Origin of the sequence: Actinomarinicola tropica (assembly GCF_009650215.1) — a bacterium.
Lineage (GTDB): Bacteria > Actinomycetota > Acidimicrobiia > Acidimicrobiales > SKKL01 > Actinomarinicola > Actinomarinicola tropica.
The window spans coordinates 3218590-3234670 of record NZ_CP045851.1 but is presented as its reverse complement, the minus strand read 5'-3'; the positions used below and the strand labels follow the sequence as shown (position 1 = coordinate 3234670).

Annotated in this window: 18 protein-coding genes; 13 read left to right on the top strand and 5 right to left on the bottom strand. The window is 72.5% G+C overall.

Going from position 1 to position 16081, the window contains the following annotated elements; genetic code table 11:
* Positions 1 to 64: 64 nt before the first annotated feature.
* The 4 genes from GH723_RS15805 to GH723_RS15790 are packed head-to-tail and all read left to right on the top strand — an operon-like array spanning position 65 to position 3927.
* The gene (locus GH723_RS15805) at positions 65 to 1387 is read left to right on the top strand and encodes a branched-chain amino acid ABC transporter permease (protein WP_153760552.1); all 1323 of its coding nucleotides are present in this window, start codon (positions 65 to 67) and stop codon (positions 1385 to 1387) included.
* Positions 1387 to 2379, top strand: a complete 993-nt coding sequence (locus GH723_RS15800) for a branched-chain amino acid ABC transporter permease (RefSeq protein ID WP_153760551.1) — start codon at positions 1387 to 1389, stop codon at positions 2377 to 2379. The genes GH723_RS15805 and GH723_RS15800 overlap by 1 nt, the downstream gene beginning before the upstream one ends.
* A complete protein-coding gene (locus tag GH723_RS15795; RefSeq protein WP_153760550.1) occupies positions 2369 to 3202 on the top strand; it encodes an ABC transporter ATP-binding protein in 834 nt (277 codons plus the stop codon). Before GH723_RS15800 ends, GH723_RS15795 begins: the two co-directional genes overlap by 11 nt.
* Positions 3199 to 3927: an ABC transporter ATP-binding protein gene (locus tag GH723_RS15790; RefSeq protein ID WP_153760549.1), complete on the top strand. Its 729-nt coding sequence runs from the start codon at positions 3199 to 3201 to the stop codon at positions 3925 to 3927. The genes GH723_RS15795 and GH723_RS15790 overlap by 4 nt, the downstream gene beginning before the upstream one ends.
* Before the next feature lie 78 nt (positions 3928 to 4005).
* On the opposite strand, the gene GH723_RS15785 is transcribed toward GH723_RS15790, so the two are convergent.
* Positions 4006 to 5334, bottom strand: coding sequence for an ABC transporter substrate-binding protein (locus GH723_RS15785; RefSeq protein ID WP_153760548.1), 1329 nt, complete (start codon positions 5332 to 5334; stop codon positions 4006 to 4008).
* A 138-nt stretch (positions 5335 to 5472) separates the two neighbouring features.
* On the opposite strand from GH723_RS15785, the gene GH723_RS15780 reads away from it, so the two are divergent.
* Positions 5473 to 6753 carry an aminotransferase family protein gene (locus GH723_RS15780; RefSeq protein ID WP_195210367.1) on the top strand — a complete coding sequence of 427 codons (1281 nt, stop codon included), beginning with the start codon at positions 5473 to 5475 and terminating at the stop codon, positions 6751 to 6753.
* 97 nt (positions 6754 to 6850) lie between these two features.
* Positions 6851 to 7150 carry a hypothetical protein gene (locus tag GH723_RS15775; protein WP_153760546.1) on the top strand — a complete coding sequence of 100 codons (300 nt, stop codon included), beginning with the start codon at positions 6851 to 6853 and terminating at the stop codon, positions 7148 to 7150.
* A 6-nt stretch (positions 7151 to 7156) separates the two neighbouring features.
* Here the strand turns inward: GH723_RS15775 and GH723_RS15770 are convergent, their stop codons facing one another.
* Complete coding sequence (locus GH723_RS15770) at positions 7157 to 7717, bottom strand: DUF1990 family protein (RefSeq protein ID WP_195210366.1); 561 nt, start codon at positions 7715 to 7717, stop codon at positions 7157 to 7159.
* Positions 7718 to 7793: 76 nt separating this feature from the next.
* On the opposite strand from GH723_RS15770, the gene GH723_RS15765 reads away from it, so the two are divergent.
* The 5 genes from GH723_RS15765 to larE all read left to right on the top strand — a co-directional run bounded on the left by GH723_RS15765 (position 7794) and on the right by larE (position 12936).
* On the top strand, positions 7794 to 8084 hold the full coding sequence (locus tag GH723_RS15765; RefSeq protein WP_153760544.1) for a GNAT family N-acetyltransferase: 291 nt from the start codon (positions 7794 to 7796) through the stop codon (positions 8082 to 8084).
* A 94-nt stretch (positions 8085 to 8178) separates the two neighbouring features.
* Positions 8179 to 9468 (top strand): DUF1800 domain-containing protein, encoded by a 1290-nt coding sequence (locus GH723_RS15760; RefSeq protein ID WP_195210365.1) that lies wholly within the window; start codon positions 8179 to 8181, stop codon positions 9466 to 9468.
* A gap of 9 nt (positions 9469 to 9477) precedes the next feature.
* Entirely contained in the window at positions 9478 to 11376 is a 1899-nt protein-coding gene (locus tag GH723_RS15755; RefSeq protein WP_153760542.1) for a DUF1501 domain-containing protein, read from the top strand.
* 47 nt (positions 11377 to 11423) lie between these two features.
* Positions 11424 to 12140, top strand: coding sequence for an alanyl-tRNA editing protein (locus GH723_RS15750; protein ID WP_153760541.1), 717 nt, complete (start codon positions 11424 to 11426; stop codon positions 12138 to 12140).
* Positions 12133 to 12936 (top strand): ATP-dependent sacrificial sulfur transferase LarE, encoded by an 804-nt coding sequence (gene larE / locus GH723_RS15745; protein ID WP_153760540.1) that lies wholly within the window; start codon positions 12133 to 12135, stop codon positions 12934 to 12936. Before GH723_RS15750 ends, larE begins: the two co-directional genes overlap by 8 nt.
* A 96-nt stretch (positions 12937 to 13032) precedes the next feature.
* Here the strand turns inward: larE and GH723_RS15740 are convergent, their stop codons facing one another.
* Together GH723_RS15740 and GH723_RS18950 are read right to left on the bottom strand one after the other, a co-directional pair.
* Entirely contained in the window at positions 13033 to 13326 is a 294-nt protein-coding gene (locus tag GH723_RS15740) for a hypothetical protein (RefSeq protein ID WP_153760539.1), read from the bottom strand.
* Between the two features lie 4 nt (positions 13327 to 13330).
* Complete coding sequence (locus GH723_RS18950; RefSeq protein WP_229022881.1) at positions 13331 to 13825, bottom strand: DUF427 domain-containing protein; 495 nt, start codon at positions 13823 to 13825, stop codon at positions 13331 to 13333.
* Between the two features lie 45 nt (positions 13826 to 13870).
* Here GH723_RS18950 and GH723_RS18945 point away from each other — a divergent pair, with 45 nt between their 5' ends.
* Positions 13871 to 14350 (top strand): hypothetical protein, encoded by a 480-nt coding sequence (locus tag GH723_RS18945; RefSeq protein ID WP_229022880.1) that lies wholly within the window; start codon positions 13871 to 13873, stop codon positions 14348 to 14350.
* A 79-nt stretch (positions 14351 to 14429) separates the two neighbouring features.
* Here the strand turns inward: GH723_RS18945 and GH723_RS15730 are convergent, their stop codons facing one another.
* Positions 14430 to 14612 (bottom strand): hypothetical protein, encoded by a 183-nt coding sequence (locus GH723_RS15730; protein WP_153760537.1) that lies wholly within the window; start codon positions 14610 to 14612, stop codon positions 14430 to 14432.
* Positions 14613 to 14676: 64 nt separating this feature from the next.
* Here GH723_RS15730 and GH723_RS15725 point away from each other — a divergent pair, with 64 nt between their 5' ends.
* Positions 14677 to 16080: an FAD-dependent oxidoreductase gene (locus GH723_RS15725; protein ID WP_153760536.1), complete on the top strand. Its 1404-nt coding sequence runs from the start codon at positions 14677 to 14679 to the stop codon at positions 16078 to 16080.
* Position 16081: the final 1 nt, after the last annotated feature.

The window sequence follows — 16081 nt, the reverse complement described above, 5'->3', positions numbered from 1 at the left end:
GTCCTGATGGCCTCGCGGGCGCGTCGCGAGGTGCCCGCCGACCGACGATGCCGAGCCGCCCACCGTGCCATTCGTCCATCGCCCCACCCGGCGACTGATCCTCGTCCTCCTCGCCTTCGCCGCGCTGGTCGTGTGCGCGCCGTCGGCGTCCGCGCAGGACGACGGCGGCGAGGAGCCTGCGGCAGAGGAGAGCGCCGAGTCCATCGGCGGTCGCCTGCAGGACGTCGACCGCGAGCCGGTGGAGGGCGTGACCTTGACGGTCACCGCCGAGGACGGCTCGGAGATCGGCACCGCGACGTCCGACGACGCCGGCGAGTGGCGGGTCCCGCTGCCCGGTCCGGGCGTCTACACGGTGACGATCGACCCGGAGACCCTCCCCGAGGGCGTGGAGCTGCGCGACGCCGAGCGCACGTCGCTGTCGCCGGAGGTCCGCGCGGGGCAGGACCGCACCGTCCTCTTCGCCCTCGGCGACGGCACCGACGCCCGGGCCGAGAACCGGCCGTCGCGCACGTCCCGCCTCCTCAACCTGGCCGCGGAGGGCGTGAAGTTCGGCGTGATGATCGCCCTGGCCGCCCTCGGCCTGTCGATGGTCTTCGGCGTCACGAACCTCGTGAACTTCGCCCACGGCGAGCTCCTGGCCTTCGGTGCGCTCGTCGCGTGGTGGCTCGAGGACAGCCTGGGGATCCCGCTCCTCCTCGCCGCCCTGGTGGCGGTCGCTCTCGCCGGCATGATGGGCGTCGGGTTCGAGACCGCCGTGTTCGGACCGGTCCGGCGCCGCAAGTCCGGTGACATCGCGGCGATGGTCATCTCGATCGGCCTCGCCCTCGTCGTCCGGTACGTCTACCTCATCCTCTTCGGGGGCGAGCCCCGCTCGTACTCCGACTACCGCCTCCAGCAGACGGTCGACCTCGGGCCGCTGTCGCTCACGCCGAAGTCCTGGGCGACGATCGTCGTGGGGCTCTTGGTGCTCACCGCGTTCGGGTGGGCGCTGCGCAGCACCCGCATCGGCACGGCGATGCGGGCCGTCTCGGTGAACAAGGACCTCGCGGAGTCGAGCGGCATCGACGTGCGGCGCGTCGTGCTCGCGACCTGGCTCGTCGGTGCGGCGCTCGCCGGGCTCAGCGGCGTGATGTTCGGCCTCGCCGAGTCGGTCCGCTGGGACATGGGCAACGACGTGCTCCTGCTGATCTTCGCGGCCGTCGTCCTCGGCGGCCTCGGCACGGCGTACGGCGCCATGGTCGGTGGTCTCGTCGTCGGCCTCGTCACCCAGCTGTCGACGTACTGGTTCGCCCCCGACCTGAAGCTGATGTTCGCCCTCGTGGTGCTGATCGTGATCCTCGTCGCCCGGCCGCAGGGCATCCTCGGAGTGAAGGAGCGGTTCGGCTGATGGACGACGTGCTGAAGGTTCTCGCCGACGCCCTCCGGGCCGCCGTGGGTGTGCAGGCCGCCGCGTACGCGCTGGCCGCCATCGGGCTCAACGTGCACTTCGGCTTCACCGGGCTCATCAACTTCGGCCACATCGCGTTCATGGCGATCGGCGCCTACACGACCGCGATCGTCGTCGACTCGGGGCTCAGCCTCTGGCTCGCCGTCCCGTCCGGTCTGCTCGCCGCTGTGGTGCTCGGCATCCTGCTCGGCATCCCCACCCTGCGACTGCGGGCCGACTACCTCGCCATCACCACGATCGCCGTCGGCGAGATCATCCGGATCATGGTGCGCTCCTCCGCCCTGGAGGGCCTCACCGGCGGCGTGTTCGGCATCCAGGGGTTCGCCGACGACTTCTTCGGCCTCAACCCCTTCGGCCGCGGCAGCTACGGCGTGTGGGACGTGCGCTTCAACGAGCGCTCGACGTGGGTGATCGTCGTCGCCTGGGCGTTGGTGGCGCTCTGCGCCACGCTCGTGTGGGCGTTGATGCGCGCGCCGTTCGGGCGCGTCCTCAAGGCGATCCGCGAGGACGAGGACGCGGCGCGCGCGCTCGGCAAGAACGTCTTCGCCTTCAAGATCCGCAGCCTCTGCCTCGGCGGCGCGATCGGCGCGCTCGCCGGCATCGTGCTCGCCTTCGAGGCCCAGGCCGTCGTGCCCGACCGCTACCTGCCCCAGACGACGTTCTTCATCTGGACGGCGATGATCCTCGGCGGCACCGGCTCGATCCTCGGCCCGATCGCGGGCTCGGTCATCTTCTGGTTCATCGTCCAGTTCACCGAGGGCCTGCTGCGGCTCGGGGTCTCGAACGGTGCCATCCCGGAGTGGCTGCTCTCGAGCCAGCAGGTCGCCTCGGTCCGCTTCATGCTCGTCGGCGGGGTGCTCATGGCGCTGATGATCTGGCGACCACAGGGGATCTTCGGCAAGCGGGAGGAGGTGCTGATCGGTGCCCGCTGATGCCGCCCTCGCCTCGGTCGAGCCCACCCCCGGTGTGGCCAAGCCCGACCCCATCCTCGTCGTCGACGACGTCAGTCGCAGCTTCGGGGGCCTCCGCGCGGTCGACGTGACCCACCTCGAGGTCCAGCGAGGCACGATCACCTCGGTCATCGGCCCGAACGGGGCGGGCAAGACCACGCTGTTCAACCTGCTCACCGGCTTCGACGACGCCGACTCCGGTCGCTGGACGCTCGACGGCACCGCCCTGCACCGGCGCCGTCCGCACAACATCGCCCGTGCCGGGATGGTGCGCACGTTCCAGCTTACCAAGGCGCTGTCGAAGATGACGGTCATCGACAACCTCATGCTCGGTGCCACCGACCAGGTCGGGGAGGGGATGATCTCCGCCCTGCTGCCGTTCCGCTGGGGCAGCCAGGAGACCGAGGTGCGCGAGCGGGCCGACCGCCTGCTCGAGCGGTTCCGCCTGGCCCACATGCGCGACGAGTACGCCGGCACCCTGTCGGGCGGTCAGCGCAAGCTGCTCGAGATGGCGCGGGCGCTGATGGTCGAGCCGAAGGTGATCCTCCTCGACGAGCCGATGGCCGGCGTCAACCCGGCACTCGTCCAGTCGCTCCTCGGGCACGTGACCGACCTGCGCGACGAGGGCGTCACCGTGATCTTCATCGAGCACGACATGGACGTGGTCATGGGCATCAGCGACTGGGTGGTCTGCCTGGCCCAGGGGGCGGTCATCTCCGAGGGGCTGCCCCAGGCGGTGGGTTCGGACCCGAAGGTCATCGACGCCTACCTCGGTGGGCACCACGGGGACGGAGGCGACCTGTGAGCGAGACGGTCCTCGTCGCCGAGGACGTCGTCGCCGGCTACCTGCCGGGCCTCGACATCCTCACCGGCTGCAACTTCACGCTGGCCGACGGCGAGCTCGTCGGCATCATCGGCCCCAACGGGGCCGGCAAGTCGACGCTGCTCAAGTCGATGTTCGGGCTGGTGACCATCCGCTCGGGGCACGTGCGGCTCCGGGGCGAGGAGATCACCAACCTCGAGGCCCACGCCCTCGTCGCCAAGGGCGTCGGCTACGTCCCCCAGACGAACAACGTGTTCCCGAACCTCACGATCCGCGAGAACCTCGAGATGGGCATCTACCAGGCGCCCAAGCTGTTCGACGAGCGGTTCGAGATCGTGACGGGCCTCTTCCCGCTCCTCGGCGAGCGGCGCGAGCAGCGGGCGGGCTTCCTGTCCGGCGGCGAGCGCCAGATGCTCGCCATGGGGCGGGCGCTGATGATGCAGCCGTCGGTCCTGCTGCTCGACGAGCCGTCCGCCGGCCTGTCGCCGGCCAACCAGGACGAGGTCTTCCGGCAGGTGAAGCTCATCAACGCGAGCGGCGTGTCGGTCGTGATGGTGGAGCAGAACGCCCGTCGGTGCCTGCAGATCGCCGACCGGGCCTACGTCCTCGACCAGGGGCGCAACGCCTACGAGGGCTCGGGCGACGGGCTGCTCCACGACCCGAAGGTCGTCGAGCTCTACCTCGGCACGCTGGCCCAGAAGGACTGACGGGCCGCAGCCCGGACGCGACGAGGGGCCCGGCCGGAGCCGGACCCCTCGGGCGTTGCGGGGTGCTGCTGTCGAGGGCTACTCGACCTCGGCGACCACCTGGCGGAGCACGGTCTGCTCGCCGTCCTCGCCGTACTCGTACAGGTCGTACGAGCCGACGCTCGGGTCGCTGCCGTCGAGCTCGATCGGGCCGGAGGCGCCGTCGTAGTCGATGTCCTCACCGTCGGCGAGCAGCTCCATGCACTCGGCGAAGGTGCTGCACTTGGTGCCGCCCGTGGACACGGCCTCCATGTTGTCGCGGATCTCCGCCGGGTCGGCCGAACCAGCGGCCTCGGCGGCGAGCGCGATCAGGATGGCGCAGTCGTAGGCCTGCGAGGAGTAGATCACGTCGGTGTCCGGCGCGAACTCGGCGAAGGCGTCGGGGAAGAACGACGCACCGCTCTCCGGAGCAGCCGAGGGCTGGGTGCCCTTGATGCCGAAGGCGACGGACGGATCGTCGGCGTTGATGCGCTCCCCGAGGTCGCCGCTGGCCAGGCCGTCGGCGATGTAGAGGGGCACGGTGTCGGGGCCGATGCCGGCCTCGATCATCGCCTGGGCGATCTGCACGCCCTCCTCGAAGGAGATGAGCACGACGGCGTCGGGGTTCTCGGCCGCGATGGCCTGGACCTCGGCGTCGAAGTTGGTCGCCTGCGGGTCGTACTGCTCGTTGTAGACGACGGTGGCGCCACCCTCCTCGAGCGCAGGCACGAGGAAGTCGGCGAAGCCGGCGCCGTACTCGTCGGCACGGACCAGGACGGCGATGTTGGCGTAGCCGTCGTCGATGACGTACTCGGCGAGCACCGGGCCCTGGAGGTCGTCGGACGGCGCCGTGCGGAAGTAGAAGCCGTCGTTGCCCGCGCCGCGGAGGTCCGCCGCGGTGTTGGACGGCGAGCACTGGAGCACGCCGGCACCGGTGATCTTGTCGACGACCTGGCGGGTGATGCCCGAGGCGGCCGCACCGACGATCGCGTTCACGCCCTCGGTGCCGATGAGCCGGTCGACGGTGGTGTTGGCCACGTCGGGGTCGGTGCCGTCGTCGCCCTGGATCAGGGTGACGTCGCTGCCGAGCACGCCGCCGGCCTCGTTGATGTCACGGATGGCCATGTTGACGCCCTCGACCATGGGTGGGCCGAGGAAGGCCAGCTGCCCGGTCTCGGGGAGGAGCGTGCCGATGGTCAGGGACTCGGTGTCGAAGTTGGCTTCGACCTCTTCGCCCTCGCCCTCGCCCTCGCCCTCACCCTCGCCGGCTTCGGTGGTCTCGGAGCCGCTGCCCTCGTCGTCTCCGTCGTCGTCGCCGCACGCAGCCGCGACGAGCGAGAAGGCCAAGAGGAGCGCGAGCAGCCGCCACAGTCCGCTACGGGTGCGCATGGATTGGTCTCTTTCGGTTCACCAATGGGACGTTCACTCGGCGTGAACGGGCAGAGGTTAGACCCCGTGACCTCGGGCACTCAACGAATCTCGACGGCGTACAGGGACGGCACGTCGACGGCTCTGGCACGATGGGCCATGGCCAGCAACGACCGCTACCCGATCATCCCCGGCCCGGTCGCTCTCCACGTCGTGCGCACGGAGGGGCGCCACCTCGTCACCGCCGACGGTCGGCGGATCCTCGATGCCGGTGGTGGAGCCCTCGTCACGAACATCGGCCACGGTCGTGCCGAGGTGGCCGAGGTGGCCGCCCGGGCGATGCAGCAGGTCACCTACGTCCTGCCGCCGTGGCCGACCGACGCCCGCGTCGAGCTCGTCCACCGGGTCCTCGACGAGTGGATGCCGCCCTCGATCACCCGTGCGGGGTTCACGAGCGGCGGCTCCGAGTCCGTCGACACCGCCATCCGCCTGGCCCGCCAGCACCACCTGAGCGCCGGCCGTCGGGACAGGTGGAAGGTGATCGGCCGGAGGCCCTCGTACCACGGGGTCACGGTGGCGTCGCTGGCCGTGGGTGGCCACGACGACCGCCGCGCCGGTTTCGAGCCGCTGTTCCCCGGGTTCCCCCACGTGCCGTGGGACGACGCCGACGCCCTCGACGCCGCGATCCGGGAGGCCGGGGTCGACACCGTCGCCGCGTTCATCGCCGAGCCGATCGTCGGGTCCTCGGCCGGGGCGCTCGTCGCCGACGAGGGGTACTGGCGCCGGGTCGAGGAGATCTGCCGGGAGCACGGCGTCCTGCTGATCGTCGACGAGGTGATGACCGGGTTCGGTCGCACGGGCCGGCGCATGGGGCTCGAGCACTGGGACATCGAGCCGGACATCGTCGTCGGCGGCAAGGGCCTCTCCGGCGGCTACGCACCGATCGGCGGCGTGTACGCCACCGATGCGGTGGTCGACCCGATCGCCGCGGCGGGCGACTCGCTGATGTTCTTCACCTACGGGGCGCAGGACGTCGCCTGCGCCGTCGCGAGCGCCGTCCTCCGGATCCTCGACGAGGAGGACCTCGTCGCCCGTGCCGCCACCCAGGGCGAGGCGCTGCGCCGGCGGCTCGACGATGCGCTCGGCGACCACCCGCACGTCGCCGAGGTCCGCGGCCGAGGCTTGATGCTCGGGGTCGACCTCGTCGCCGACCGTGACGGCGACGTCCGGTTCCCGCGCGAGGCCGGCGTCTTCCGACGTGTCGTCGCCGAGTCCCTGGCGCGCGACGTGTGGATCTATCCGTCCTCGTCGGGACCGGACGCGCCCGACGCGGTCATGTTCGGGCCCGCGTTCACCGTCACCGACGAGGAGCTCGACACCATGGTGGAGGTCCTCGTCGCCTCGATCGATGCCGCCGTCGCTGCCTTCCGACCCGGCTGAGCGCGAACTGGGCCGTTCGGACGTTTCGGCCCCACCGGCTTGGCACCTGCCGCCACGAAGGGTGATCATCTCCCACGGAGAGTGAGGTGACACGCGCATGAGCATCGACGCGATCGGCAGCGGCGACGCCGCCACGCCCCGCACGCAGAGCCTGTTCGACCTGGTGCCCCTGCGAGTCGCCGCGCCGCGCCACCCGCTCGCCGACGTCCACGGACAGGTGCCGATCGAGGTCTTCGAGGTGCCGCCCGAGCTGCTCGACGTCGTCCGCACCCTGCCCATCAGGGGGCCGGAGGACATCGCCGCGCCACCGGAGCTGGCGGCCACGGGGACCGAGGCACCGGCGTCACGCCTCGTGTCCGAGGAGCGGCGGGGCACCCGCATCGACCTCCAGGCCTGAGGTCGCTCAGGCCACCGCCTCCTGCACGGCGGTGAGGTACCGGCGGAGCGCACGGACCTGGAGGCGCCGCGCCACCGGGCCGGCCAACCGGGCCGGCCACCACCGCGCCCGGGACCAGGCCACGACCCGGAAGCGCACCTCGCCGGCAGCCCCCCGCTCGACCAGGAAGGCCTCCTCGCCCTCCTCGGGGTGCAGGGGAAGCGTGACGTAGCTGAAGCCGTAGCGGTCGGGTTCGTCCACGACCTCGACGACCCGGCACACCGCGAGGATCCAGCCGAGGGGGAGGGGCGCGGCCATGGCGACCGCGGCGCCGGGGCGGACCTCCGCGCCATCGGCCACCTGGATGCCTGCGCCACGCTGCGCGCCGAATCGCCGCACCACCGTGCGAGCGGCGTCGAAGGTCGCGTCGCCGTGGCCGAGGACGACCGACGCGTCGTCGTGCACGTACCCGTCGACGGCCTCCCCGAGGAGCGACGCTCCGAGCCGTGCGAACGTCGGCTCCTCGCCGCCCCTCCTCCGGGCGACCTCGCGCAGGTCTTCGGGCGTCGGGCGGTTCAGGCGGAGCACCGGACCAGCGTCGCGCACCGTTTCGGGCGCCGGGTGCCCGGGCAGCCGGGGACGAGGACCCGACCAGGAGAGCACCATGCCCCGCACCGTCCGCAACGCACCCGAGCGCAACCGCTACGAGCTCGTCGAGGGCGAGGAGGTGCTCGGCTTCGCCGACTACCACGACCGTGGCGACGCCCTCGTGTTCCCCCACACGGTGATCGACCCGTCGCAGCGGGGGAGGGGCCTCGGGGCGATCCTCGTGCGCGGCGCCCTCGACGACGTTCGCGCACAGGGTCGCAAGGTGGTGCCGTCGTGCTGGTTCGTCGCCGAGTTCATCGGCCTCCACAACGACTACCAGGACCTCCTCGCCGAACCGAAGGGGTGATCCCGGCCCTCGGGGCTTCAGGTCGGCGCTCGGGACGCCGATGACCTCGCGGTCCGGCGCCGGCGCCGGACCGAGCTCAGCCCCGAGGTCCCGAGTGCCCACACCGACGGCGGATGTCGCCCACCTCCTGCGCCGTGCCGGGTTCGGCGCGCCCACCGCCAGGGTGGCGACGCTGGCCGCGGAGGAGTGGGCCGACCTCGTCGACCTCCTGCTCGATGCGGGGCCGGCTCCCGCCGACCCCTATCCCGGCACCGGCACCACCTCGAGTTGGAACGCGTTCGTCGCGATGATCCAAGCGTGGATCGACCGGATGGCGAACGGCCCCACGCCGCTGCTCGAGAAGATGACGCTGATCTGGCACGGGCACCTGACCACGTCGCTGAGCAAGACCTACGAGCCGGCCTGGCTGTGGGAGCAGAACCGGGTCCTGCGCCGCAACGCCCTCGGCAACCTCCGCACGATGCTGAAGGAGGTGGCGGTCACCCCGGCGATGCTCGACTACCTCGACAACCGCCACAACCGCGTCGGTGCGCCGAACGAGAACTGGGCGCGCGAGCTCATGGAGCTGTTCGTCCTCGGGGCCGGTAGCGGCTACACCCAGGACGACGTGGTCGCCATGTCCCGCGCGTGGACCGGTCACACGATCGACGGCGCGACCCGCACCTACCGCTTCCGCTCCGATCGCCACGACAGCGGGCAGAAGACGCTCCTCGGTGTCACCCGCAACTGGGACGGGCCGGAGGCGATCGACCACCTCCTCGACGGGCCGTTGCGGATGACCGCAGCGAGGTTCGTCGCGCGGAAGGTCTTCGCCCACCTCGCGCACCCGTCCCCGAGCAGCGGCACGGTCGACGCGCTCGCCACGACGTTCGCGGCGTCGGACTGGGACATCCGCACGCTCGTGCGCAGCATCCTCCTCCACGCCGACTTCCGGTCGACGGCGGCACGCCAGGGGCTCGTGCGCGCGCCGGTCGAGTTCGCCGCCGCCGTCACGCGGTGCAGCGGGCTGCCGGTCGGGACCGTCCACCCCGAGTGGTGGCTCCACGACATGGGCCAGCGGCCCTTCGACCCGCCGAACGTGTCCGGTTGGCGCCAGAACGAGTACTGGCTCACCACCTCGGCGATGGGCGTGCGGTTCAAGATGGCCCGCAACGTCACCTGGGGCCTGTACGAGGACCCGAACTTCCTGCCCGGCTTCGAGAGCGGCACCCCGACCCAGGTGGTCAGCGCCGTCTGCGACCGCTTCGAGGTGACGCCGTCGCCGGCCACCCGCACCCGGCTCGAGGCGCAGGTCTCCGAGCTGCGCGCTGCGGGGCACTCCTGGGCCGTGCGCCCGAACCTCATCACGCTCGTGATGGTCACCCCCGAGTTCAACCTGGCATGAGGACGCACCGTGCTGCCCGCTGACATCGAGACCGCACCCGCCCTCGCGCACCTCAGCCTCGACGGCGCAGCCGTCGACGCCGACCGGTCCACGGGGCTGAGCCGCCGTGCCTTCCTGCAGGGGGCCCTCGCCGCCGGCGCGGTGGGGGTCGCGCTCCCGTCCTGGGTGGTGGAGGCGGCGGGCGCCGCCCCGCTCGCACCGACCGAGGGCGTCCTCGTCGTCGTCCTGATGGGCGGCGGCAACGACGGGCTCAACATGGTCGTGCCCTTCCAGGACGGCGCCTACTACGACCGTCGTGGCGGCCTCGCGATCCCGCTGGCGAACGTGCGTCCGCTGGCCGGGTCGGACGTCGGTCTCCACCCCGCCCTGGGGGGACTGGCCCAGCGGTACGCCGCCGGTCAGGTCGCCGTGGTCCAGGGCGTCGGCTACCCGAGCCCGGACCTCTCCCACTTCACCTCGATGGCCAACTGGATGTCGGGCCGACCTGGTCAGATCCCCACCTCGGGTTGGCTGGGCCGGCACCTCGACGCCGCCCCCGCCGGAGCGGTCAAGGGCGTCGCCATCGGGTCCGGCGTGCCCCTGCACGTCAACGGCGTGACCCACCGATCCGTGTCGTTCCCCGTCGGCTCCCCGCCCCCCGGCGCGACGACGGCGAGCTGGGACCGACGGATGTTCGACTCCATCGCCGCCACCGGCACCTCGACCGGTCGTGGCGCGCTCGCCGACGCCATCGGGCGCACCTGCTCGGCCATGATCGCCACGGCTCGCGAGGTGGCCCCCGCGTACACCCCGCCGCCTCCCACCACGAAGCTCGTCGGTGACCTGACCCTCGCGGCGCAGCTCATCAACATCGACGTGGGCGTCCGGGTCGTCACCGTCAGCTACGGCGACTTCGACTCCCACGCCAACCAGGCGTCGATGCACCAGGACCGGATGGAGGAGCTCGACGCGGCGATCAGCGCGTTCTGGTCCGCCCTCGCGCCGGCCCAGGCGGCGCGCGTGACGCTGATGACGTTCTCGGAGTTCGGACGGCGCGTCCAGGCCAACGGCTCGAACGGGACCGACCACGGCACCGCCGGCCCCATGCTCCTCATGGGGCCGCGCGTGAAGGGCGGCGTCTACGGCGCCGCGCCGTCGCTCACCAGCCTCGACCGCAGTGGCAACCCGATCGCGACGTCGGACTTCCGACAGGTCTACGCCGAGGTGCTCGACCGGTGGCTGGCCGGCGATGCCAACGAGGTGCTCGGCGGGACGTTCGCCGCCCACGGGCTCTTCGCCAGCGTGCCGAGTGATCCGCCGCCGTCGCCGCCACCGGGGTCGACCCCGCCGCCGACCTCGCCGCCGCCGTCCGGCGGCGCCGGGGGGTTCGTCGACGTGTCCCCGCAGGCGTTCTACGCCGGCCCGGTCGCGTGGCTCGCGACCGAGGGCATCACGACCGGTGTCGGCGGCTCCGACCGGTTCGCCCCCGACGCCCCTGTCACCCGGGCCGAGATGGTCACGTTCCTGTGGCGCTTCGCCGGTGAGCCTGCGGTCGGCGGGGCCATCCCGTTCTCGGACGTGCGCGACGGGCTGTTCCACTCCACCGCCGTCCGCTGGGCGGCGCGCGAGGGCATCACCACCGGGGTGTCCGGGAGCGACCGCTTCGCCCCCGACGCCCACGTCACCCGCGGCGAGATGGCGACGTTCCTCTGGCGCTACGCCCGTCAACCATCGCCGGGCCGGCGCGCCGCGTTCGTCGACGTCGACCGGGGCGCGTTCTACGCCGTGCCCGTCGACTTCATGGCCGAGAACGGGATCACGACGGGCGTCGGCGGCTCCAACCGCTTCGAACCTGGCAGCCGGGTCACCCGCGGCGAGATGGCCACGTTCCTCTGGCGCTTCGACCGGGCCGGGTACCGGGCCCGCTGAGCGAGCGAGGGTGCAGCCCGGCCGGTCGACGCGAGAGACTGCGCCGGATGGAGACCGAGCTGCTGTTCCTGCGCGACGCCTACCTGCGGGAGGTCGACGCGGAGGTCATCGACGTCGACCACGACGAGCGGACCCTGGCGCTCGACCGGACGGTGTTCTACCCGACCGGCGGCGGACAGCCCCACGACACGGGCGTCCTCGCCGACCTGCCGGTCGTCGACGTCCGCAAGGAGGGAGGCCTCGTGTGGCACCGCCTCGGCGGCGAGGCGCCGGTGCCGGGGCGCGGTGCCACGGTCCACGGCGAGGTCGACTGGGACCGCCGCCACGCGCTCATGCGCACGCACTCCGCCCTCCACGTCCTCTGCGGCGTGATCTGGAACGAGTGGGGCGTGCCGGTCACCGGCGGGAACATGGAGCCGCTCTCGGCTCGCATGGACTTCGAGTTCAACCCGCTGCCCGAGGGCTTCAAGGAGCGGGTCGACGAGCTGGTCGCGGCGGAGATCGCCGCCGATCGACCGATCGAGGTCTCGTTCCTGCCGCGGGACGCCGCGCTCGAGGACGCCGACCTGATCCGCACCAAGGTGAACCTCATCCCCGAGACGGTGCGGGAGATCCGCGTCGTCGACATCGTCGGCTGCGACAAGCAGGCCGACGGCGGCACGCACGTGCGGTCGACCGGCGAGATCGGCGGCGTGCGCATCGTCAAGACGGAGAACAAGGGCAAGGGCAACAAGCGCCTCCGCATCGAGGTCGTCGATGGCTGACGAGCTCGACGCTGCGCTCGGTCGGCTCCGGACGTCGCTCGCCGAGCACGACGTCGTCTACGTCGCGTTCTCGGGCGGCGCCGACTCCGCCTTCCTCGCGGCGGTCGCCCACGAGGTGCTCGGCCCGGAGCGTGCCGTCGCCGTCACGGCGGTGTCGCCGTCGCTCGCCGCGCTCGAGCGCGACGACTGCCAGGCGTTCACGTCCGAGCTCGGCATGCGCTGGATCGAGGTCGAGACCGACGAGATGGAGCAGGTCGCGTACCGGCGCAACGACGGCGACCGGTGCTACTGGTGCAAGGACGCGCTGATGCGTGCCGTCCTGCCCATCGCCGAGGACGGCGCGGTCGTCGCCCTCGGCGTGAACCTCGACGACCTCGGCGACCACCGGCCGGGCCAGCGGGCGGCGGCCGAGGCCGGCGCGGCGTTCCCGCTCGTCGACGCCGGGTTCACGAAGGCGATGGTCCGGGAGGCGTCGCGGCGCATGGGCCTCCCCACCTGGGACAAGCCGGCGGCCGCCTGCCTCGCCTCACGCATCCCTTACGGGACGTCGGTCAGCGTGGCGGTGCTCGGCCGGGTCGAGCGCGCCGAGCGTGCGCTGCGCGCCATGGGCTTCGATGCGCTCCGGGTCCGGCACTACGACGACACGGCGCGGCTCGAGGTCCCGGTCGAGCGCTTCGACGAGGTGGTCGCCCGCGCCGAGGAGGTCGTCGCTGCCGTCGAGGCCTGCGGCTACCGCTACGTCACCCTCGACCTCGCCGGTCTCCGCTCCGGCAACCTCAACCAGGCTCTGGGCTGACCGGTTCTCGTCGCCCTCGGGGAGGCGGGACACACGAGGGGGTGCTGTGGCTCCCCATGGGGGACGCTCGCCGGTGCGGGCGCTGCGGGTGGACGGTCAGCGGTGCTCGACGTCGACCGGTGTCCAGGTCGGGAACGAGATGTGGGGCACCCCGAGGATCTCGACGATGCGCCCCTTGCGGCGCAGCTCGTCGACGCACCGCTTGCCGGCCTCGGGGTCGCCGAGCATCACCAGGTACTCGGCGACGGGCAGGTGCAGCGGTCCCGCGTCGATGTCGCCCTCTCGGACCAGCGCCTCGAGCTCCAAGGTGGGGCGGCACGGGTTCGACAGGTCGATCGGGTGCGAGTGGTAGACGATCCCCTCGAACACCGAGAGGGCACGGATCCTCATCCGGTCACCAGTGGGCCGTCCCCGGTGCGCCCTTGAACGGACCGACGACCCTCGACGTGATCCAGCCGCCGTAGAACGACCCCTCGTTGGCGAGGACGCGCTCCCCGTCCACCAGGCACTCGTCGACACGCTGGGGGTAGAGGGCGAGGTGGTCGCGGATCGCCTCGAACCGCGGCGTCGGCCGTGGGTAGCTCCACGCCGCGTCCACCGCCAGCCGGTCGCCCACGCGGATCGAGTGGTAGACGGCGCTGCCCTTCCACTCGCAGACCGTGCGGGTGGTGGAGGGCTCGAGCAGCGCGAGGTCGACGTCATCGGGCGGCAGGTAGAACGCCGGCGGCTGGCTGGTCTCGAGGACGCGGAGGGCGTGCCGGGTGTCGGCGACGACGACGCCCGCGAACCGCACGACGACGTGCGCGTCCGTCGGCTCGACGCGCGGCGGGCGCGGGTAGTCCCAGACCGATTCCTGACCCGGGCCGGGCTCGATCCGCTGGGGCTCCACCCGGCAAGGATGCTCGGGTCGGGCGGCGGTGCCAACATCGACGGCGTGAGCGACGACGACGACGCCCGGCTCGCGGCCTACGCCGACGACCTCGCGCGCGGCGTGCGGGACGCGCTGCCCGCGTGGACCGTCCGTTGCGTCGTCGAGCGGTTGGAGGCGTGGACCGGGGCACCGCCCGGGCCCGACGTCGTCGACGCGGCGCGCGCAGCGGGTGAGCAGGCTCGGGCCGAGGTCGGCGACGCGGTGTCGCAGGTCCTGGCGGCCGACATCGACGAGCAGCGGGTCCCCCCGTTGGCACTCCTGCGCGGCGCGGTCCGGTACCCGACCGAGGTGCTGCGGGCCGAGGGCGTGCCGCCTGTCGTCCGTGACGAGTTCGCCGAGCGGGCGTTCCCCGACGACGTCTACGACCTGGCGCCGGCGAACTTCGCCGACCTCGATCCCGCGCTCCACGAGCCCGGCATGCTCTGGGGTGCGGCCAAGGCGCACGTGCACCTGCAGCGCCGGCGCGCCGACGGCCAGCGCTGAGCCAGGGCGTCGGGTCCGATCCGCGTGCTCTGGCACGCGCATCGGACCCGTGGGCCCTGCGCGAGCGCGCGGGGGGGGGTCAGTCGTCCGTGCTGGTGACGGTCCACCCGGCGCCGCTGATCGGCCGGGGTTCGAAGAAGAGGCAGTGCTCCGGGCAGGCGAACGGCGCCGTCTCGTTGGCGTCGAGGCGGCACCGCTGCACGACCTCGCCGCTCGAGACGGTCCGCGACGAGTAGTGGCGGCAGTCCTGTCGCACGGCCATCGACCCAGTGTGGCAGCCGCTGCCGGGGACGGGTGCGACCGGCGCCCGGCGGTATCGTCCCCGCATGCCTGAGCGCCTGGTGGTCATCGGTGGGGACGCAGCGGGCATGTCCGCGGCCTCGCAGGCGCGTCGCCGCCGCGACGAGCTCGAGATCGTCGTGCTCGAGAAGGGCAACTGGACGAGCTACTCGGCGTGCGGCATCCCGTACCACGTGTCCGGCGCCGTGCCCTCGCTCGACGACCTGGTGGCCCGGTCACCCCAGGAGTTCCGCGACCGCTTCCGCATCGACGTGCGGATGCGGCACGAGGCGCTCGCCGTCGACCTCGACCGGCGCACGGTCGAGGTGCGCGACCACGAGCACCGCCGGAGCCTCCGCATCGGGTTCGACCAGCTCGTGATCGGCACCGGGGCGCGTCCGCTCCGTCCGCCGCTGCCCGGCATCGACGGCGCCAACGTGTTCGGCGTCCAGACCCTCGACGACGCGGCCCGCCTGCTCGAGCACGCTCGGGAGAGCCGCTGCCGCGACGTGGTCGTGGTCGGCGGCGGCTACATCGGTCTCGAGATGGCCGAGGCGTTCCTCGCCTGGGGCGCGAAGGTGACCGTGGTCGACTCGTCGGACCAGGTCATGCGCACCCTCGACCCCGACGTGGCGGCCAGGGTGGCGGACGCGGCGCGGCGCCGTGGCGTCGTCCTGCGGTTGGGCGAGCAGGTCACCGGCTTCTCCGAGGACGCCGTCGAGACGTCGGGCGGCTCGATCCCCGCCGACCTCGTCGTCCTCGGGATGGGGGTCACGCCGAACTCCGAGCTGGCCAGCGCCGCCGGCGTCGAGACCGGGGCGCGTGGGGCGATCCGCGTCGATCGGCGACAGCGGACGTCGGCCGACGGCGTGTGGGCGGCCGGGGACTGCGCCGAGTCGTTCCACCGCGTCTCCCAGCGGTGGATGCACGTCGCGCTCGGCACCGTCGCCAACAAGCAGGGCCGGGTGGCGGGTGTGAACCTCGGCGGGGGCTACGCCACGTTCCCCGGCGTCGTCGGCACCGCCATCACCCGCATCTGCGAGCTCGAGATCGCGCGCACGGGGCTCACCACGTTCGAGGCCTCGGCGGCGGGCTTCGACGCCGTCGCGGTGACGATCGAGACCACGGTGAAGGCGGGCTACTTCCCCGGCACGCGCCCCATGCAGGTGAAGATGCTCGCCGAGCGGGGGTCGGGGCGGGTGCTCGGGGCGCAGATCACCGGCGGCGAAGGGGCAGCCAAGCGGATCGACACGGTGGCCACCGCGCTCACCGCGGAGATGACCGTGACCGACCTCATCGACCTCGACCTCGCGTACGCCCCCCCGTTCTCCAACGTCTGGGACCCGGTCGCCGTGGCGGCGAGGGAGGCGAGCCGCGCGCTCGACGCCGAGCGCGACCCCACGGTTCCCGAGCCGCCCGGTCGACGCCCCAGCTCGCCGGTGCGGGACTGAC